This is a genomic window from Sulfuriferula thiophila, assembly GCF_003864975.1.
Taxonomy (GTDB): domain Bacteria; phylum Pseudomonadota; class Gammaproteobacteria; order Burkholderiales; family Sulfuriferulaceae; genus Sulfuriferula; species Sulfuriferula thiophila.
Genome location: NZ_BHGL01000003.1, coordinates 44,984 through 64,177, shown reverse-complemented (window position 1 = coordinate 64,177; position 19,194 = coordinate 44,984). Strand labels below are relative to the sequence as shown.

Annotated in this window: 17 protein-coding genes; 9 read left to right on the top strand and 8 right to left on the bottom strand. The window is 53.7% G+C overall.

Features of this window, described 5'->3' with window-relative positions; translation table 11 throughout:
* The first annotated feature begins 257 nt into the window (after positions 1-257).
* The 4 genes from EJE49_RS01420 to EJE49_RS01405 all read left to right on the top strand — a co-directional run bounded on the left by EJE49_RS01420 (position 258) and on the right by EJE49_RS01405 (position 6,056).
* Positions 258-2,558 (top strand): diguanylate cyclase, encoded by a 2,301-nt coding sequence (locus EJE49_RS01420; protein WP_124948622.1) that lies wholly within the window; start codon positions 258-260, stop codon positions 2,556-2,558.
* 254 nt (positions 2,559-2,812) lie between these two features.
* Positions 2,813-4,105, top strand: coding sequence for a CmpA/NrtA family ABC transporter substrate-binding protein (locus tag EJE49_RS01415; protein WP_124948621.1), 1,293 nt, complete (start codon positions 2,813-2,815; stop codon positions 4,103-4,105).
* Between the two features lie 162 nt (positions 4,106-4,267).
* Entirely contained in the window at positions 4,268-5,065 is a 798-nt protein-coding gene (gene ntrB, locus EJE49_RS01410; RefSeq protein WP_223246702.1) for a nitrate ABC transporter permease, read from the top strand.
* Positions 5,066-5,264: 199 nt separating this feature from the next.
* Positions 5,265-6,056, top strand: coding sequence for an ABC transporter ATP-binding protein (locus EJE49_RS01405; protein ID WP_124948619.1), 792 nt, complete (start codon positions 5,265-5,267; stop codon positions 6,054-6,056).
* Here EJE49_RS01405 and EJE49_RS01400 read toward each other — a convergent pair whose 3' ends face one another.
* Together EJE49_RS01400 and EJE49_RS01395 are read right to left on the bottom strand one after the other, a co-directional pair.
* Positions 6,057-6,395, bottom strand: coding sequence for a hypothetical protein (locus tag EJE49_RS01400; RefSeq protein WP_223246687.1), 339 nt, complete (start codon positions 6,393-6,395; stop codon positions 6,057-6,059). It abuts the gene before it with no gap.
* 58 nt (positions 6,396-6,453) lie between these two features.
* Entirely contained in the window at positions 6,454-6,783 is a 330-nt protein-coding gene (locus EJE49_RS01395) for a hypothetical protein (protein ID WP_124948617.1), read from the bottom strand.
* A 207-nt stretch (positions 6,784-6,990) separates the two neighbouring features.
* Between EJE49_RS01395 and dbpA the strand changes: the two genes are divergently transcribed.
* Complete coding sequence (gene dbpA, locus EJE49_RS01390) at positions 6,991-8,379, top strand: ATP-dependent RNA helicase DbpA (protein ID WP_124948616.1); 1,389 nt, start codon at positions 6,991-6,993, stop codon at positions 8,377-8,379.
* Between the two features lie 165 nt (positions 8,380-8,544).
* Here dbpA and EJE49_RS01385 read toward each other — a convergent pair whose 3' ends face one another.
* The 5 genes from EJE49_RS01385 to secB all read right to left on the bottom strand — a co-directional run bounded on the left by EJE49_RS01385 (position 8,545) and on the right by secB (position 13,119).
* Positions 8,545-9,714 (bottom strand): M48 family metallopeptidase, encoded by a 1,170-nt coding sequence (locus EJE49_RS01385; RefSeq protein ID WP_189941595.1) that lies wholly within the window; start codon positions 9,712-9,714, stop codon positions 8,545-8,547.
* Complete coding sequence (locus tag EJE49_RS01380) at positions 9,714-11,123, bottom strand: YjgN family protein (RefSeq protein ID WP_124948614.1); 1,410 nt, start codon at positions 11,121-11,123, stop codon at positions 9,714-9,716. The genes EJE49_RS01385 and EJE49_RS01380 overlap by 1 nt, the downstream gene beginning before the upstream one ends.
* 113 nt (positions 11,124-11,236) lie before the next feature.
* Positions 11,237-12,226, bottom strand: a complete 990-nt coding sequence (locus EJE49_RS01375; protein ID WP_124948613.1) for an NAD(P)H-dependent glycerol-3-phosphate dehydrogenase — start codon at positions 12,224-12,226, stop codon at positions 11,237-11,239.
* Complete coding sequence (locus EJE49_RS01370; protein ID WP_124948612.1) at positions 12,223-12,657, bottom strand: SH3 domain-containing protein; 435 nt, start codon at positions 12,655-12,657, stop codon at positions 12,223-12,225. Before EJE49_RS01370 ends, EJE49_RS01375 begins: the two co-directional genes overlap by 4 nt.
* Before the next feature lie 6 nt (positions 12,658-12,663).
* Complete coding sequence (gene secB / locus EJE49_RS01365) at positions 12,664-13,119, bottom strand: protein-export chaperone SecB (RefSeq protein ID WP_124948611.1); 456 nt, start codon at positions 13,117-13,119, stop codon at positions 12,664-12,666.
* 75 nt (positions 13,120-13,194) lie between these two features.
* Between secB and EJE49_RS01360 the strand changes: the two genes are divergently transcribed.
* From EJE49_RS01360 to EJE49_RS01345, 4 genes are read left to right on the top strand one after another with little or no spacing between them, the layout of a single operon-like run.
* Positions 13,195-14,700 carry a glycosyltransferase family 39 protein gene (locus EJE49_RS01360; protein WP_124948610.1) on the top strand — a complete coding sequence of 502 codons (1,506 nt, stop codon included), beginning with the start codon at positions 13,195-13,197 and terminating at the stop codon, positions 14,698-14,700.
* Between the two features lie 11 nt (positions 14,701-14,711).
* A complete protein-coding gene (locus tag EJE49_RS01355; protein ID WP_223246686.1) occupies positions 14,712-16,064 on the top strand; it encodes an FAD-binding oxidoreductase in 1,353 nt (450 codons plus the stop codon).
* Positions 16,057-16,794, top strand: a complete 738-nt coding sequence (locus tag EJE49_RS01350; protein ID WP_124948609.1) for an SDR family oxidoreductase — start codon at positions 16,057-16,059, stop codon at positions 16,792-16,794. The genes EJE49_RS01355 and EJE49_RS01350 overlap by 8 nt, the downstream gene beginning before the upstream one ends.
* Complete coding sequence (locus EJE49_RS01345; protein ID WP_124948608.1) at positions 16,791-17,396, top strand: HAD-IB family hydrolase; 606 nt, start codon at positions 16,791-16,793, stop codon at positions 17,394-17,396. Before EJE49_RS01350 ends, EJE49_RS01345 begins: the two co-directional genes overlap by 4 nt.
* Here the strand turns inward: EJE49_RS01345 and EJE49_RS01340 are convergent.
* A complete protein-coding gene (locus tag EJE49_RS01340; protein ID WP_124948607.1) occupies positions 17,355-19,166 on the bottom strand; it encodes a putative bifunctional diguanylate cyclase/phosphodiesterase in 1,812 nt (603 codons plus the stop codon). The two genes, EJE49_RS01345 and EJE49_RS01340, sit on opposite strands and share 42 nt — an antisense overlap.
* Positions 19,167-19,194 lie beyond the last annotated feature (28 nt).

Genomic DNA, 19,194 nt, shown 5'->3' with positions numbered 1-19,194 from the left:
GTCTCCTGCATAGGTTGTTAAACATCTGAGCAGAGTTCATACACCGCTTCAGCACTCCGCTATGGCCAGCGACTGAGCAAGCGTGGCCTTCCTTTTGTACTGGTACGAATAGATCAGTAACAGCGACAGTTGTTCTATAGTGAAAAAAAACGAATTCTGATAAATTTCATTCTAGTGCAGTATTGCTTATGCATTGCTTTAGTTTCAAGATTAATAATAGCAAGAATAATTTATGAAATTCTGAGTTAAAGCCAAACATGACACCCAAGCATACAGAACGCGCACTACAGGTACTGCGAGCAACCAACAGGGCTCTGGAAAAGAGCACTGAGGAACAGGAGTTGCTGAATGAAATTTGCCAGATAATTACGGACGTCGGTGGATATCGTTTTACCTGGGTTGGCTATGCGCGGGATGATGCAGACAAGTCCGTCGAGTTTGTCGCTAGCGCCGGCTATCACCAGGACTACCTGAAGGAGATCCGTATCGGATGGGGCGATACCCCCATTGGTCAAGGGCCGGCCGGCATTGCGATCAAGACGTCAACTGCTTACGTTGTGCGGAATGTGCACAACAATCCGGATTTCAAGGTATGGCGTGATACAGCGATAAAATATGGCTATGAATCGGCCATAGCGTTGCCGCTAAGCTGGCGTGAGCAGACATTCGGTTGTCTGGTGATTCTGAGTGAAGAAGCGGATGCCTTTGATACCGGAGAGGCCGGCCTGCTCGGGGAGTTGGCGGCTGCACTGTCTTATGGGATTAATGCATTGCGCGCCAACCTGCAACGCGACCTTTCTGAAGCTGAACTGCGTACCGAGCGTGATACACAGGGCGTATTGCGCAAGATATTAAGTCTGTCGCTGGAACAAATTCCGCTGGAAGCGAAGCTCGATCGCGTGCTGGAATTATTATTCAGCATCCCCTGGCTCGCGCTGGAGCAAAAAGGTTCCGTATTTCTCGCGGATGAAAATTCAGACAAATTGTTGCTGGTTTCCAAAAAATACCTTTCCCCGGATTTAGCGCAGAAGTGTGCAACAGTAGACTTTGGCAAGTGCCTTTGCGGGAAGGCAGCTTCGACCCGCGAATTGGTGTTTCATAGCCACGTCACTCATGACCAGGAAGTTCGGGTGCATGGCATGCAGGATCATGGCCATTATTGTCAGCCTATTTTATCTTCACGGGGATTATTAGGTGTACTCAATCTGTATGTTGCAGCCGGACATGTACCAAAAGCGATAGAACGTCCTTTTTTAAACGCGGTTGCAGATACCTTGGCAGGCATAATCGAACTGGAACAAACGAGAATGGCGCAACAGCGTCTGATTGCGATACTTGATGCGACGCCTGATCTGGTTACTATTACCGATAGCGAGGGTAAGTTCATCTATTGTAATAATGGTGCCAGAAATATGTTTGGCAGCGCAGATAATCCTGATCCGCCAAACAAGTCGGTCAGCAGTCATTACCCGCATGCGATAGCCAGATTGTTTATGGAAGAGGCTTATCCCTACGCCAGAAAAACCGGGGCGTGGGAAGGCGAACTCCTGCTTGACCGGGCTGATGGCGGCAAGCTTCCGGTTTCGCAGCTCGTCATTGCGCATCGTGACGCAACGGGAGGAGAGATAACTTACTACTCGACTATTGCCCGCGATATTCGTGATCGAAAGCGCGCTGAACTGGCAGCGCAAGCTGCAGCCCTGAGTGAAAAAAACTTTGCCAATATTCTGATCAATAGCCTGCCAGGTATTTTCTTTCTGATTAACGAGAGCGGATACCTGAGACGCTGGAACAGCAATTTTGAACAGGCGCTGGGGTACTCTGCTGGTCAGTTGCAAAACATGGCATTGTCACAACTGGTTGTGACCGAAGATCAGTTGAAACTCGACAAATTCTGTAATGACGCGCGTACCCAGGGCACTGCGTCAGTTGAAATTGAACTGCAGAAAATGGCCGGGGGAGGCATACCGTTTTTTATTAATGGCGCGATAATCGAGGTGTCGGACAGAGGTGCTTCGATTGTTGCTACGGGTATCGACATCAGTTATCGCCTGCAGCTGGAACAGGAATTGCGCGCTCGTGCGGTGATAGACACCATGACCGGCGCGTTCAACCGTTTCAAAATGGAAGATGCAATCAATTACGAAATACAGAAATATGGTCGCCACCCAATGCCGTTGTCCATTGCCATGTTTGATATCGACCACTTTAAAGGTGTTAATGATACTTACGGGCATGGCGTGGGTGATGTGGTGATAAAACGTGTGGTTGAGCTGGCCCGGCAACAGTTACGGGATAGTGATTTGCTGGCGCGTTGGGGTGGGGAAGAATTCATGGTTCTGGCCGGGTCAACTGATCTGGATGCGATGTATAACGTGGCCGAGCGGGTGAGGCTGGCTATTGCTGAACAGGATATCGACCCGGTCGGCAACGTGACGGTCAGTCTGGGTGTAGGTCAGTACCGTGCCGGTGAAAGTCAAAAGAGCCTGCTCAAGCGTGTTGACGATGCCCTTTATATGGCCAAAAAAGCAGGCCGCAATCAGACACAGATTGCGTAATAGTTAAATAATTGCCATCTGATATGAGCAATACTGGTGCACGATTTCAAATAGTCTGCACCAAGCAAGCATCCTCATGCTTATGTAGCGATCCCGTTGTGCTGTAGCGTTCGCTATTTTTTATTTTTACAATCAATGCCTTAAACTATATTCTGCATCTTGGCACAGCTCTTGCTATCTACTTAAGCAAGAGCCTTGTCCAATGGTGGGCGACCTCTGATCAAACCCTTTGTTTAATAAATGGAGTGACTCAGATGAGCGACCACAATAATGACATCCAGCCGGATGTTACAGAAACCGTTACCCCCGCAAATACCCGCCGTGATTTTCTGAAAAAATCCACCGGCATACTTGGAGCTGCTGCCTTGATGAATCTTGTTGCCCCTGGTGTGCGTAGTGCCGCCTGGGCGGGTGGTTCTGATGCACCCGAAATAACCGAAGTAAAAGTGGGTTTTATCCCGTTGACCGACTGCGCCTCAGTTGTTATCGCCAGTGTGATGGGTTTCGATAAGAAATACGGTATCAAGATAACGCCAAGCAAGGAAGCATCCTGGGCTGCCGTGCGCGACAAGCTGGTGAATGGCGAACTGGATGCAGCACACGTGCTCTATGGCCTGATCTATGGCGTACAAATGGGAATCGGCGGGCCGAAAAAAGACATGGCCAACCTGATGACCCTGAACAACAATGGACAAGCCATTACCTTATCGAATGTACTCAAGGGGAAAGGTGCGATTGATGGCCCTAGCCTGGCAAAGCTGATTAAAGCCGAACCCCGTGAATACACCTTTGCGCAAACCTTCCCGACCGGTACCCACGCCATGTGGCTGTATTACTGGTTGGCGTCATACGGTGTCAACCCGTTCACTGAAGCCAAAGTTATCACTGTGCCACCACCGCAAATGATTGCCAATATGCGTGTGGATAACATGGATGGCTATTGCGTCGGTGAGCCATGGAATGCACGAGCGATTCGCGACAAGGTTGGCTTTACTGCAGTTACTTCACAGGAAATCTGGCAGGATCATCCGGAAAAAATTCTGGGCACTACCGCTGAGTGGGTGGCTAAACATCCAAATACTGCGCGCGCCTTGATCATGGCCGTGCTGGATGCCTCACGCTATATCGATAACATGGCAAATCGTTCGCAAGTTGCCAAGATTATTTCGGACAAATCCTACGTCAACACTGACTTTGATTCCATCGAGGATCGCATGCTGGGTCAGTATGATAATGGTAATGGCAAGAAATGGCAGGATGCCAATTACATGAAGTTCTTTAACGACGGCAAGGTCAATTTCCCGTACCTGTCTGACGGCATGTGGTTCCTGACCCAGCATAAACGCTGGGGCTTGCTCAAGGAAGATCCGGATTATCTGGCTGAAGCCAAAAAAGTCAACCAGATCAAGCTGTATACCGAAGCGGCGACCCAGCTCAAGATCGCCGTACCGAAGAGCCCGTTGCGGACTTCCAAGCTGATCGACGGCACAGTATGGGACGGTAAAGATCCGAAGAAATACGCAGCATCGTTCAAAATTCACGCTTAAACCCGGCAGTCAGTTGCGCGTGCAGATTGCGCGCAACTGACCATGCGCTAGCACTACCCTAGGAGAATCATTATGAGTGCTGTTTATGAAACACTCCAACCCGGCTCGACCGTAGAGACACCAGAGGCAGCAGTGACTCAACCTGAACCAGCGAAAATTATCATGGCCAAACCTAAATTGGATATAAAAGAAAAACTCGGCGATTTTGCGCGCTGGGTGATCCCGCCTGTGTTGGGAATTATTGCCTTTATCGGACTGTGGGCATTCATTGCACAAGAGACTACCAATTTGCCAGGCCCGGCCAAGACCTGGGAATCAGCCAAACTGTTGTTCGCCGATCCGTTCTATAACAAAGGCCCGAATGATCAGGGTATCGGCTGGAATATACTGTATTCGTTATACCGCGTCGGTATCGGTTTCGGCCTGGCCGCGTTGATCGGCATACCGCTTGGTTTCATGATCGGTCGTTTCAAATTTCTGGCAGCAATGACCGCGCCTATCATCAGCCTGTTACGTCCGGTGTCGCCGCTGGCCTGGCTGCCTATCGGCCTGCTGGTGCTGCATAAAGCCGAGCCCGCTTCCATCTGGGTGATCTATATCTCCAGTATCTGGCCGATGATACTGAACACTGCGGTCGGCGTACGTCAGGTGCCACAGGATTACCTCAACGTCGCCCGCGTACTGAATTTGTCGGAATGGAAAGTGTTCACCCGTATCCTGTTCCCGGCTGTGTTGCCGCATGTATTGACCGGCGTGCGCCTCGCCATCGGCGTGGCCTGGCTGGTGATCGTGGCGGCGGAAATGCTGACCGGCGGTGTCGGTATCGGTTTCTGGGTGTGGGATGAGTGGAATAACCTCAACGTCGAACACATCATTATCGCGATTTTTGTGGTGGGTATTATCGGGCTGCTGCTAGAGCAAATGTTGGTGTGGGTTGCCAAACGCTTCAGCTACGAATAACTTTAAGAGCGACCCATGTCCACGAAAGGCACGAAAAACGCGAACAGATCCGGAATGTCAGAGTATCGATAACTCGCTGAAAAAATGAATGGCTTAATCAGTTTAGTATATTGATTTATTTCGTGATTTTCGTGTATTTTGTGGACAAATTGTTTTTCCGCGATAACCGAACATCAAACAATTGGCAGGAGCAATTCAAATGGAAAAGTTTGTACAGTTAGATAATGTGGATGTGAAATTCACCACTAAAAAAGGCGTATATCATGCACTGCGCGATATCAACCTGAGCATAGATCAGGGCCAGTTTTTTACCCTGATCGGGCACTCCGGTTGTGGTAAATCCACGCTGCTTAATATTATTGCCGGTTTGCAGGATGCTACCGAAGGCGCGGCGTTGTGTGCCGGCCGTGAGATCAAAGGGCCGGGGCCGGAGCGCGCGGTGGTGTTTCAAAACCACAGCCTGTTACCGTGGCTGACCTGCTACGAGAATATCTATCTGGGCGTAGAGCGAGTATTCGGTGCCAGGGAAGGCAAGGCCAAGCTCAAGCAGCGTACGCTGGAAGCGCTGAATCTGGTCGGCCTGAGTCATGCCGAGCATAAGCGCCCGAATGAAATCTCCGGTGGTATGAAGCAGCGTGTCGGTATTGCCCGTGCTTTAGCCATGGAGCCGAAAGTGTTGCTGATGGACGAGCCATTCGGTGCGCTGGATGCACTGACGCGCGCCCATCTGCAGGATGAGCTGATGAAGATTGTTGCGGCCACCCAGAGTACCGTGGTGATGGTGACCCACGATGTGGACGAAGCGGTATTGTTGTCGGATCGTATCGTCATGCTCACTAATGGCCCGGCTGCGACCATCGGTGAAATCCTGACGGTGGATCTGCCCAAACCGCGTGACCGCCTGGCGCTGGCTAATGATCCGCATTACCATCACCTGCGTTCACGCGTATTGGAGTTCTTGTATCAGCGCCAAATGCGTCCGGCGGCCTGATCAGAACATTTGCAGTAACCGTACTTCAATACCGCTGCGGTACGGTACGCTAGGGTAATAAACTACGGGTGGTGGTGCATAAATCACCCGTGGTGGCTGATAGTACGGTGTAACATAATAGGCATCGCGATCACGGCCATGATGGCGGTATCCATGCTCTCTACCCCAATCGCCACGCCCGCCACGATCATAACTCTGGTAACGGGGAGCATCGTGGCCTCGACCACGGTAGCCATCATCATCTCTATCAGCCAGTGCTGGCGTAGCAATGCTGGCTAACAGTACGAGTACAGCGAAAGCGCTTTTACGTTGTGTTGGTTTATGTAGTGTGTTCATCATCCGTTCCTCTCATCATGCTATCCGGCGGTAATTATTCACCGCCGGTGAAACTGGTCGATCAACGCGGTATGCGTTGGCGGTCATGCTTTTCCTGATAAATATTCTTGCTGGCTTGCTGCAGATCCTGATGCACATCCTGACGTTCAGCTGGGCTGTAACGGCCATCGGATTTATAGGCACGTTCTTCGGTGCGAATCTGCTTCTGTTCCTGAACCATGCCTTTAGCTTCTTCGCGGGTCAGGCTGCCTGATTGCACACCTTGCTTGATACGTTGCTGTTCCTGGTGTTGCATCTGGTTATTAGTTTGACGGTGATAGTTGTCAGCTAATGCAGCATTGGTACCGATGAAGCCGATTACCAGTAAACCAGTTGTGATTGCTTTGCTCATATTCATGCTCCTGTATGTAATGTTGTTCGGGTAACTTCTGCAGCATTTGCTGGAAGTGAGTTCATCATAAAGTGCAGATGTAATTGATCTGTTGCTGAATATGAGTCGAGTTGTAACAGAACGTTACAATGGGGTGTGCAGCCGGCTCGCTGGTCGCCGCGTAGCGCGCCTGTTAGACTGCGCTCTTTTAGTCGGCGGGTAATCATCGTGAACACAACTTCTTTTTCCAGTTTGCCTCTGTCGCCGGCGTTTTTGAGCAATGTGGAGGCGTTGGGTTATCAGCAAATGACACCGATCCAGGCGCAAAGCCTGCCGCAGATACTGGCCGGGCGCGATTTGATCGCACAGGCCAAAACCGGTAGCGGCAAAACGGCTGCGTTTGGTATCGGTATTCTGCACAAACTGAATCCGAGCTACTTTGCGATTCAGGCACTGGTGCTGTGCCCGACCCGTGAGCTGGCTGATCAGGTAGCCGCTTCGTTGCGCCAGCTGGCGCGCTTTGCCAGCAATATCAAAGTACTGACTTTATGTGGCGGCTCGCCGATGGCGCCCCAGGTAGCATCGCTGGAGCATGGTGCGCATATCGTGGTCGGTACACCAGGGCGCATGCTCGACCATATCGGTCGCGGCAGTATTAATCTGGCAACCGTGCAGACGCTGGTGCTGGATGAAGCCGATCGCATGGTCGATATGGGCTTCTATGATGAAATTACCGCCATCGTGCGCGCCTGCCCGAGCCGCCGGCAGACGCTGATGTTCTCGGCAACCTACCCCGATAATATCCGCAAAGCCAGCAAGCTGTTTCTGCGTGATCCGGTTGAAGTCAAAGTGGAGTCGTTGCACGCCGCTACCCATATCGAACAACGTTTTTACGAAGTCGGCTACGACGAGCGCAATGCGGCAGTGGCCAAGCTGCTCAATCATTTTAAACCGGTGTCCACGCTCGCATTCTGCAATACCAAAGCGCAATGCAATGAGCTGGCCGAGGAGTTGCGTGCGCAGGGGTTTTCCGCGCTGGCGCTGCATGGCGATTTGTTACAGCGTGAGCGCGATGAAGTGCTGGTGCTGTTTGCCAACCAGAGCTGCTCCGTGCTGGTAGCGACCGACGTGGCCGCGCGCGGGCTGGATATCCAGACCCTGAGCGCAGTCATTAACGTCGATGTCACCCGTGATGCAGAAGTGCATATCCATCGTATCGGTCGTACCGGACGTGGCGAAGCGCAAGGTCTGGTGCTGAACCTGGCGACGTCGAACGAGCTCAAGTGGGTCAAGCTGATCGAGGATTATCAGGGCAGCCCGGCCAACTGGTTTGATCTGGCTGAACTGACCCCGGCAGACGGCCCGCCGCTACAGGCACCGATGGTCACGCTATTCATGATGGGCGGCAAAAAGGACAAAGTGCGGCCGGGCGATATTCTGGGTGCGTTGACCGGCGATGTGGGCTTGAAAAAAGAGCAGGTGGGCAAAATCAACGTGTTTGAATTCGTTACCTATGTCGCGCTGGATCGGCATATTGTCGATCAGGCATTTGCGCGCCTCAGTTCGGGCAATATCAAGGGGCGCAGCTTCAAGATGCGGTTGATCAAGCTGGTTTGATGTAAAGTTTAAGACATAAAAATGTCTTAAAAAAAGATATGTCTTGTTAGTTGACATTAAATTCATCTTGTTTAGGGAAGGCGAGCTAGAGCATGATGCAGTCTATGCAAAATTTGCATAGACTGCAGAAGTCTTCCCAACGCCCGTGGGCGTGTTTCTGTACCGCTACAGTTTGAATTGCTGCAAGCGTTCTGCGGTCGCCGGGTGGCTGGAGAAATAATCCAGAATGGCTGGATGTTCCGTTTTGTCAGCGGCGATTAATTTGTCGCATTGGGCTTTGCGCTCCGGCGTCAGTGTGGTATTGCCGGCGATGGCGGGCTTTTGCGCGGGTGCGGGTTTGCTGCCCTGTTCTATGCGCAGTAGCGCATCACAGTGGGCGTTGTAGGTAACGCGTTCCATCAGATCCACAAATACATGACGCGGGATATGATGGCTATCCAGATAGGTTAATGCATTGTGGTCGGCTTCGCGTTCAAAATCGCGTGAGTAGGACATGTTGGTTAACACCACCGGTAACGTAGCCAGTGCGCTGGAAGCGGCGGACATGTCGCCGGTCAGCATCGTCACCAGAAAGCCGATGGATGAGCCCTGGATCGCTGAGCGTAGGGCATGCCGGTATTTTACGTGACCGATTTCGTGAGCGAGCACGGCAATCAGTTCATCATCATTGGCAGCGAGCTGAACCATGTCATCAGTAAAGACGATGGTGCCATCGGGCAGGGCAAATGCATTGGCACCCAGATCGCCGCCATCACGAAACACGACCTGTATGTGTAACTGGGCGTTTTCGCGAATAGCGGGGGCGAAATGGTGCAGTATGCGGGTTTGTACAGCGGGTGTCAGCCGGGTTGGCGCGAGGTGGGTTTTGTCCAGCAGTGCCAGTGTTTCGGAGGATGCCAGACTCAAGGCGTTCTGCGGCAACCGGTAGGCAATCGCTTTGCTGGCGGCAGGGACGCCGTACATAACGCCTAGCCAGGTCAAGGCTACCACGCAGACGAGGGTCAGCGCGACAAACTGGATATGGGATTCCAGTTGGTGCGCCAGGGTGTTGAACACGGAAGGGCGGTGCTGGCGCAGTAATTCATCCACTTGCTGGTTGTCCAGCGTTTCAAATTTCTCGCCGCCGGCAAATTCGATAAAGCGCGGGGTATTGCCCAGGCGCGATGAAATTTTGAGTGCAGAGAACGCGGTCTGCAACAGCAGGCTGTTATCAGTCTGATTTATGACGCTGACCAGTCCGTTAGCATCGACCTGCAGCGACACGGCAGCAGGGGCCGATGTTTTGCCATTTAACCAGTAGCCGTGTAGCACCGTCATTTCTGCATTCACATTCATCACCAGCTGATATCGAGATCAAAAATATCGTGCACCCCTTCGGCCAGTGCATGCGATTGTTCTTTTTCGGCGCTGATAAATCCTTCCAGATCGCCGCTGACCAGTAATGACGTGTGTGCAGCCTTGTAGGCGGCCGTGCGCACTTTGGCAAAGGGAATGAATAAGCCCAGCGTGCACAGTATGCCCAGGGTGTTGGTGAACAGCAGCCAGGCGTAACCAGGCGTTGTCCAGTTGGAAGCAAAACGGTGCGTTTGCAATTGCGTGTTATTGAAATGAATGTTGGCCATGGACACCATGAAATAGGCGCCCAGCGACAAGTAAAAGGCCATGTAGGCGATGCCGATCGGGATCAGAGCGCTTAATGACGGTTTGTGCCCCAGACCGGTCATGGTCAGACCGGCATACATTTTGAAATAGACAAACATGGCGATGAAGAAAACGACAGTGCCAGCCAGCAGCATCAGCAGCATTTTGTAGTAGGCTTTTGCGCTGACATCAAAGCTGAACGGGGTGCTGCCATACAGGTGGTTGCTGGTGACGTAGTTAGCCTGTTTCTTCCAGGCAAATGGCAGCAGGATACCCAGTGACAGCATGCCGAGCATGGGCCATAGTATGTAGTATTTGATCGCACCGCCTATAGTGCCAACAAAGCGGAAGTTAATGTTGCGATAGCTGGTATGGCGTGCGTTGAATTTCAGCGAATTGACAATAATCCATGGCATGAACAGCATGAGCAGCAAGCCCAGTACCAGTGAGAGTATGGGTGAAACATGCGCAGACATGGAGTAGGCGATATAGAACGCAACGGCGATCAGGCGGCCTTTCAGGATTTTTAACGGCTGGGCGGTGTACTCGAAGCGGGTGGCATCTAGCGAGGTGTTGCCGTAGAAATACTGTTTGTTACGCACTTTGGCCCAGGCGGAATAGATGCCCAACGTGACGATGCTGAGGAGGATATTGACGATCCAGATTTTGAAGTATTCGAAACCCTTACCGCTAAACTCGAAGGCGATGCGCCGTGGTGGCTGGATGCCTGCGTTAGCATTGCCCTGCACGGTCGTGGGTGGCGCGCTGCTGAATGTGTTTTCGGGAGCGGTTGGTGCAGGGGTGACAGGGTCTGGGCGCGGAGCGGCGGCGGGTGTCAGTGTTAATGCCGCTGCGTCGGTCAGGCTGGCCTCTATCGGGTGTTTGCTCAGGATAATGCCTATGCTGGCCAGGCGGGCAATGTATTTCTCCGCCGTGGTGAAATCGACTTTGGATTTCAGGATGCTTTTCCTGCCTGAACTGAATACCTGTTCAACCTTGTCCTGACCCACCCCGAATAGCTTGGCAAATGCGGCTTTTGCCTGCTCCGGGTCTTGTCCTTCGGCGATACCTGAAAATGCTAAATCGTACAGTCTATGCGGCATGCTGCATCCCCCCTTTGATTTTTATAATTGCGATTCTACACAGGTTTTGTTTGCCGGATTGTTGCGGTTATTTTTATTTCGGCAGCTATGGTTCGCTTGTCGACGGCGCTGTGTTATTGCAGAACTTCGGCTTTGGGTTCGCGATTGAGCAGCGATTCCACCGCGGTTTTAGGTGCCATACCCTGATACAGTATCTGGCATACCGCGTGCACGATGGGCATATCCACGCCGAGTTGCTGTGCCAGTTGATCGACTTCACGCGCCGTGGTGACGCCTTCGGCAATGTGGCCGAGATCGCGCAGGATGGCTTCCAGACTCATGCCGGCGGCCAGGCGTAACCCGACCTGGCGGTTGCGCGACAGATCGGCCATGGCGGTGAGGATGAGATCGCCCATGCCGGTGAGCCCCATAAAGGTTTCGGTTTGGCCGCCCAGGGCATGGCCGAGCCGGGTCATTTCCGCCAGGCTACGCGCAATCAGCGCGGCACGGGCGTTGTAGCCGAAGTGCAGGCCGTCGGAAATGCCGGCGGCGATAGCGATGACATTTTTGACTGCGCCGCCGACCTCGACGCCGATGACATCAGTGCTGGTGTAAACCCGCAAGTGGTGTTCATGCAGCAGGCTGGCGACGCATAATGCGGCAGGGTTCTGGCTGGCCAGAGTAAGTGCAGTGGGCAACCCGGCTGCGACTTCCTGGGCAAAGCTGGGGCCGGACAAGACGCCGCGCGGTGTAGTGGCCGGCAGAGTTTCTTCGGCAACCTGGTGCGGCAATTTCATAGTGCCGGCTTCAAACCCTTTGCATACCCAGATCACCGGGGTGTATGCCACCTGATCGGCAATGCTCTTGAGTATGCTGCGGAACGCACCGCTTGGCGTGGCGACGATGACGACATCGGCTACTGCAACGGTGGCGGCAAGGTCGGCCGATACGGTGAGTTGTTCTGGCAAGGTGACGCCGGGTAAATAGCGGGTATTGGTGTGGCTGGCCTGCATCGCGGCAACCTGTGCCGGGTTGCGTGCCCATAAGGTGACTTCATGGTGTTTGGCAAAACTGACCGCCAATGCGGTTCCCCATGCACCAGCACCGAGTACGGCAATATTCATGCGCCCCACACCTCAGTAAGTTTGATATAGCCGACAGACTGGTCGGGCAGGCGTACCTTGGCCCAGCCGCCGCTGGTGTTCTCCAGCCATTCAAGTATCACCCCTGCGGCCACCTGCGCGCTGATCGGCGCGGTGTCCTGAGCCTGCGTATGAATCTGGGTAGCATTGCGCACGACGATGGTGTGCGTGGATGAAAGTTGCGTGGTTTCGATCCACGCCATGGCGCCACTGCTGTCCCGTACTTTTGCCCAGCCAGCTACGCTGACCACGACTTCCAGCGGATAGCCCTTGCTCAGCACGAACAGTCGGCTAGCTGCTGTTGATGGTGCGTCATACAGGATGGCTGCCGGATTCGCAGTAGAGCGGAAATCCAGCGCCTGTGCCGGCAATGCCGCCAGCAGGAGTATGGACAGAAGTAAGCGTTGCATCATGCCGGCTTAGTGCGTGGTGCCGGCTTCGTTGGCTTGCTGCTGTTGCTGCTGCATGTACATGGCTTCAAAATTAACCGGGTTCAGGATCACCGGCGGGAAACCTGCGCGGGTGGTCAGATCGGAAACAGTCTCACGCAAATACGGGAACACGATATTCGGGCAACCTATGCCTAATACAGCATTCAACTGGTCAGCAGGGATCTGGGCAATGCGGAAGATGCCAGATTGAGCGACTTCAATCAGGAACATGACGTTCTCGCCGATTTTGGCGGTCACGGTAGCGGTGAGGGTAGTTTCGTACACATCTTCAGCGACAGGGGCGCTTTGCGTGGCTAACTGTACGTCGATTTCCGGCGCTTCGCGTTCCAGGAAAATATGCGGTGCGTTAGGCACTTCGACTGAAGCATCTTTGACGTATAGTTTTTCAATGGCAAAAACTGCTTGTGGTTCCTGATCGCTCATGACGGCTCCGTGAGGTTAATTAAAAATCTTATTTTAACCCGAATGCGCAGTATTAGGTTGAGGTAAAATTGCTGCATGAACCTGCAAACCGCTTATCAACGCACACTTTTCCTTACGCTCATTATTAAACTCGCCCTGGCGTTTTTTCTGCCGATGTCGGGGGATGAGGCGTACTTCATCATCTGGGCAAAGCACCTCGATTTTGGTTATTACGATCACCCGCCCATGGTGGGATGGATACTGTATGCGATGCGCTGGTTCGGTGACAGTGAATTGCTGATGCGCCTGCCGGCAGTACTGTTTTCCACGGCGATCGGTATGGGTATCTACCGCCTGCTCAAGCCGCTGGATGTCAATCGGGCGGCGCTGGTGGCGATGATCTTCCTGATTTCGCCGGTCAATATCATGGACGTGCTGATTACCACGGATACGCCGCTGATATTGTTTGTGTTTGTGTCGGTGTATGCGCTGGTACGCGCGTTGCAGCACAATCATCTGGGCTGGTACTTGCTTTCCGGTGCGGCGCTGGGGCTGGCATTTTTGTCCAAGTATTTTGCAGTGCTGCTGGGACTGGCCTATCTGGCGTATTTCCTGTTCACCCCGCAACGCAAACAGCGCTGGCTGGGCTTCCTGCTATTGGTGCTGGCGGCGATGCCGTTCGTCGCCGTGAACGTGTACTGGAATTACACGCACTGCTGGGACAACATCCTGTTTAACCTGTACAACCGCAACGAAGGCGCGCAGTTTTCCTATAAAGAAGTGCTGACTTATCTGGGCACCACGCTGTATCTGATGACGCCGCCTATCGTGTACTACTGGTGGCGGCAACGTGGCGCGGCCAAACCGTTTGTGCAGCCGGAATTCAGGCTGTATGCCTTCGCATTCTGGGTGCCGATCGGATTTTTCCTGCTGCTGTCATTGAAGAAGACCATCGGACTGCATTGGGTGCTGGCGTTTTATCCGTTCTTCTACCTGTTGCTGGCGCTGCATTTGACTTTGCCGCAACTGGTCAAAACTGCGAAATTTATGGCGTGGTTTACTGTCGTGCACCTGCTGATCATCGTCGGCCTGCTCGCGGCACCGGCCTCGGCGTGGCAGCATAGCAAAAAGCTGTATAGCGGCTACGTGTTCCTGATGCATAACGATGAAGTGCTGGCGGCATTGCAGCCGTATGAGCGGGATTTCCTGATGGCGACGGATGGCTATTCCAATTCAGCCATCATTTCCTATCATGCTGGCAAGGAATTCTTTGTCTATGGCCCCGGCTCGCAGCATGCCCGCCAGGATGACATGAATACCGATTTCCGGCAGATGGCGGGGCGCAACATTCTGACCATTGATAAGTCGCCGCCGGAGCTGGCGAAATACACTCCGTATTTCGCCAAAGTCGAGGTGCGCCAGCTGCGAGTGCGCGATGCGGTGTTTTATCTGACCTTGGGCTATGATTTTAATTACGAGGCTTATCGGGACGGCATACTGACGCAAGTGCGTGACCACTATTACCGTATCCCGGATTTTCTGCCACATGCTTCATGTTATTTTTGCGATAAATATTTTGCCGGCGCAAGTTGCCCGCGTTGATTAAGGAAACTGTGAGCACTTCATCCATACCCACTTTAAGCCGCCCGTTGTCAGGGTGGGGACGCTATCCGGTCGAGCTCTGCGAGCAGGTACGGCCCGAGCGTTATCAGGATCTGCGCCCTGTAGCGGAACAGCAGATCGCGCGCGGGCAAGGGCGCAGTTACGGCGACGCCGCGCTGGGCAAGCGGGTGATCCTGACCGAGCGCGTCAACCGTCTGCTGGCATTCGATACTGCCACCGGCATATTGCGTGCCGAAGCTGGCGTGACGCTGGCAGAAATACTGGCGGTGATCGTGCCGCAGGGCTGGTTTCTGCCGGTGACACCGGGCACGCAATTCGTGTCATTGGGCGGTTGCGTCGCGGCGGATGTGCACGGCAAGAATCATCATCATGACGGCGCTTTTAGTCAGCACGTCATCGCAATTGAACTGATCCTGGCAGATGGCAGTCGGGTAACGTGTTCGGCTACGCAAAATGCGGCGCTGTTCTGGGCAACAGTGGGCGGTATGGGCCTGACCGGCGTCATTGGCGAAGTGAGCTTGCAGCTTATTCCAGTCAGCAGTCCGTATGTGCAAGTGCGTCATCACGCGGCGGCTAATCTGGCGGAGACGTTCGCGTTATTTGCTGCCCCTGCGCTTGACGATAAATACAGTGTGGCGTGGATAGATTGCCTGGCCAGCGGCAACGACTTGGGGCGCAGCGTGCTGATGTGCGGTCATCATGCCGCACAGGACGACCTGCCAGTCGCATTGCGCCAACCGGCCAAGCTGAAAAAAGCGCGTGCCATGCCTTTCGATTTGCCGGCGCTGGCGTTGAATCCGTTGAGCGTAAAACTGTTTAATGCGGTTTATTACCGGCAGCAGGGCCACAAGACCGAGCCATTTTTTGCGCATTATTCCGAGTATTTCTACCCGCTGGACAGCATTGCACACTGGAACCGCTTGTACGGCAAGCGCGGTTTTGTGCAGTATCAGTGCGTGATCCCGGACAGCGGTGCATTCGCAGCAGTGACCGCGTTGTTGCAGGCGCTGTCGCAAAGTCGGCGGCCATCGTTCCTGGCGGTACTGAAGCGGCTGGGTGCGCAAAATCAAGGGCTGCTGTCGTTTGCTATGGCGGGTTATACCCTGGCGCTGGACATTCCATTACGTGATGACGGTGTGTTTGCGTTGTTGCGCAGTCTGGATGAAATCGTGTTGCAGCATGGCGGCCGCGTGTATCTGGCGAAAGATGCAGTGCTGACGCCACAGAAATTCCGCATTATGTACCCGCGCCATGCCGAATGGCTGGCGCTCAAGCAGGAGATTGATCCGCTGCAGCGCTTCCAGTCCAGTCTGTCGAGCCGATTGGAGTTAACGCATGGCTAAAACCGTACTCATTCTCGGTGCCACTTCGGCTATCGCCCGTGCCACGGCTGCGGCATTTGCGGCACAGGGCTTTGACCTGTATCTGGCCGGGCGCAATGCCGATGAGCTTGGCCGGATTGCGGCTGATCTTGCCATCCGCTATCAGATCAAAGCTGCCAGCGGCGTGTTTCGCGCCGAAGACCTGGCCAGCCACGCTCAGTTCTTCACTCAGGCGATTGCGGAAATGGGTGAGATGCATGGTGTGGTGCTGGCGCTTGGGCATCTGGGTGACCAACAGGCTGCACGTGATTTTAGCGTGGGTGCAGAAGTGATACTGGTCAATTTCACTGCTGCCGCGTCCATCCTCAGTCACTGTGCCAGTTATCTGGAAGCACGCAAGCAAGGTTTCATCATCGGCATCAGCTCGGTGGCCGGCGATCGTGGTCGGCAGAGCAACTATACTTATGGCGCGGCCAAGGGTGCATTGAGCTTGTATCTGCAAGGTTTGCGCAACCGACTGTTTGCCAGCGGCGTGCGCGTGATCACGGTGAAACCGGGCTTTGTCGATACGGCGATGACCTACGGCATGCCCGGTTTATTTCTGGTGGCCTCGCCGCAATATATCGGTGAACGCATCGCGCAGGCACTGGGGAAATCTGCCGACGTGATTTATCTGCCGTGGTTCTGGCGTTATATCATGCTGATCATCAAATCCATTCCCGAGTTGGTATTTAAACGGCTGAAATTATGAACAAGCCGGTGGTTGCCGCTTTTGATTTTGACGGAACGCTGACCCATCGCGACAGCTTCCTGCCGTTTCTGCGTGCGCTGGCGGGTGACAGGGTGTATGCCCAGCGCATGCTGGGACTTGCGCCGGTATTGCTGGGTTATGGCCTGGGGCTGGTGAAAAACCACCACGCCAAAGCGCGGGTGCTGGCAGCATTTTTAAGCGGGCAGGATGTGCAGCAGATGCAGCAGGTGGCGCAGGAGTTTGCTACGCGGCAACTGCCGGACCGTATTCGTGCCAGCGCCTTGGCGCGCTTGCGCTGGCATCAGCAGCAGGGGCATCGCTGCGTGATTGTCAGTGCTTCGCTGGAGTGTTATTTACGGCCATGGGCACAATCGGTGGGTGTTGACGAGGTGATCGGTTCGCAGCTGGCTATGGCAGGGGGTAGCTATACCGGCCAGCTTGCCGGCGCTAATTGTTACGGTGCCGAGAAAACCCGCCGCTTGCTTGAATTGCTCGGCGAGCGCGATGCGTATACGCTGTACGCCTATGGTGACAGCAAGGGTGATCGGGAACTGCTGGCGTTAGCGGATTTTGCTTATTACCGGCAAATGCCGCAGGTTTGAGCCGGCATTTGTCAGATTGCTTAACCATGTCTCAACGGGTTGCGGGCGACCAAACAGATAGCCCTGATGGATGACCTTGCCATGCTGGTTGAGGAAATCCACCTGGGCCTGGGTTTCTATGCCTTCAGCTACAACCTGTAAATTCAGGTGGCGCGCCACCGAGAGTATGGTTTCCACCAGTACTGCCGCATTGGAATCGGTAGTGACGTCATCGATAAAACTCTTGTCGATTTTCAGTTCCTGAATCGGCAGGCGTTTCAAGTGTGACAGGCTGGAATAGCCGGTACCGAAGTCGTCCATGGAAAAGTGTATGCCCAGTGCTTTCAACTGATGCATTTTGGCAATCGCCTGTTCGATATTGCCTATGACCAGCCCTTCCGTTATTTCCAGTACCAGATGCGAGGCATCCGCGCCAGTGCGGGCTAGCTGCAGCTTGATTTCATCGACAAAATCTGCACGGCGGAAGTGCCGCGGACTGACATTGAGCGAGATGCGCAACGGATAACCCTGAGCTTTGAGCTGGGCCAGTAGCTGGCACACGCTGGCCATCATCCAGCGGTCTATCGCCACAATCAGATCAGACGTTTCTGCCAGTGCGATGAATACCACAGGCACTATCAGTCCGCGCTCGGGGTGTTGCCAGCGTACCAGTGCTTCAGCGCCGACTTGTATGCCGCTGGCATTGACCTGGGGCTGCAGGTACAGACGCAGTTGCTGATGTGCTACAGCCTGATGCAGTTCCTGTTCGAGTTGATAGAGGTGCATGATGGTTTTACCCATTTCCACCTCAAAGAAAATAACCCGGTTGCTATCTGCCGTTTTGGTCTGGCGCATGGCGATTTCGGCGTGATGCAGTACATTGAGCGCGGTGTCATGTGATGCAGCGGTGATCATGCTGATGCCGATACCGGCATCCAGATGGATTAGCCTGTCCTCGACTTCAATACCATTGCGCAGCAGGCCGCGCAGCTTTTCAGCGACGACCATGATCTCGTGGCCGGATGCGGCACGATCAGCGGTCTGGCAGGGCAGCAGCAATGCAAATACGTCTGAATCCAGTCGTGCCAGTACGTCTTCTGTGCGCAATATCCGCTCAAACTGTTCGGCAACGGTCTTGAGGATGGCATCGCCGGTAATCAGGCCATAGGCTTCATTGACGTTTTTAAAACGATCGATATCCAGCAATAACACATAGGCGATTAAATTTTCGCGCACCGCGTTAGCTTGCGCCTGCTCCAGCCGATTGAGAAACAGGGCGCGGTTAGCCAGTCCGGTCAGCGGGTCACGCCAGGACAGGTCTTCTATCCTGGCCTGTGCATGGCGTATGCTGCTGATGTCGGAAAACACGGAAATGTAGTTAATGAGTTTGCCGCTGGCATCTTTGATGGCGCTGATCGTTTGCCATTCGGGAAAAGTTTCGCCGTTCTTACGCCGGTTCCAGATTTCTCCCGCCCACGTACCTTCGCTCAATAGTATCCGCCACACAGACTGATAATGTGCCCGCTCATGCCGGCCCGAACTGAGCAGCCGCGGATTTTTCCCCAGCACATCGAGCTCACTAAAGCCGGTGATACGGCAGAAAGCGGAGTTCACTGCGACGATATTGGCATTGGCGTCGGTGACCATGATGGCTTCAGTTGCGGTGTCGAACACGCGCTCGGCAATTAACTGATTGCGATTAGCCTGATAGTGCTTGGTCTGGTAGCGGTAAATGCTAATCCAGCTCAGCATCAGCAGGCCGAGTAATGTTATGGTCAGATATGTCAGCATGGTGATAACGGGAAATATTCCAGAGGAT

Bases quoted from the DNA above. Each gene is read 5' to 3' on its own strand.
- secB (WP_124948611.1), bottom strand. From the start codon at position 13,119: ATGAGCGATCAGGAACCACAAGCAGTTTTTGCCATTGAAAAACTATAC.
- EJE49_RS01395 (WP_124948617.1), bottom strand. From the start codon at position 6,783: ATGAGCAAAGCAATCACAACTGGTTTACTGGTAATCGGCTTCATCGGT.
- EJE49_RS01370 (WP_124948612.1), bottom strand. From the start codon at position 12,657: ATGATGCAACGCTTACTTCTGTCCATACTCCTGCTGGCGGCATTGCCG.
- EJE49_RS01345 (WP_124948608.1), top strand. From the start codon at position 16,791: ATGAACAAGCCGGTGGTTGCCGCTTTTGATTTTGACGGAACGCTGACC.
- EJE49_RS01360 (WP_124948610.1), top strand. From the start codon at position 13,195: ATGAACCTGCAAACCGCTTATCAACGCACACTTTTCCTTACGCTCATT.
- EJE49_RS01415 (WP_124948621.1), top strand. From the start codon at position 2,813: ATGAGCGACCACAATAATGACATCCAGCCGGATGTTACAGAAACCGTT.
- EJE49_RS01375 (WP_124948613.1), bottom strand. From the start codon at position 12,226: ATGAATATTGCCGTACTCGGTGCTGGTGCATGGGGAACCGCATTGGCG.
- EJE49_RS01350 (WP_124948609.1), top strand. From the start codon at position 16,057: ATGGCTAAAACCGTACTCATTCTCGGTGCCACTTCGGCTATCGCCCGT.
- EJE49_RS01385 (WP_189941595.1), bottom strand. From the start codon at position 9,714: ATGAATGTGAATGCAGAAATGACGGTGCTACACGGCTACTGGTTAAAT.
- EJE49_RS01405 (WP_124948619.1), top strand. From the start codon at position 5,265: ATGGAAAAGTTTGTACAGTTAGATAATGTGGATGTGAAATTCACCACT.
- ntrB (WP_223246702.1), top strand. From the start codon at position 4,268: ATGGCCAAACCTAAATTGGATATAAAAGAAAAACTCGGCGATTTTGCG.
- EJE49_RS01400 (WP_223246687.1), bottom strand. From the start codon at position 6,395: ATGATGAACACACTACATAAACCAACACAACGTAAAAGCGCTTTCGCT.
- EJE49_RS01380 (WP_124948614.1), bottom strand. From the start codon at position 11,123: ATGCCGCATAGACTGTACGATTTAGCATTTTCAGGTATCGCCGAAGGA.
- EJE49_RS01340 (WP_124948607.1), bottom strand. From the start codon at position 19,166: ATGCTGACATATCTGACCATAACATTACTCGGCCTGCTGATGCTGAGC.
- EJE49_RS01420 (WP_124948622.1), top strand. From the start codon at position 258: ATGACACCCAAGCATACAGAACGCGCACTACAGGTACTGCGAGCAACC.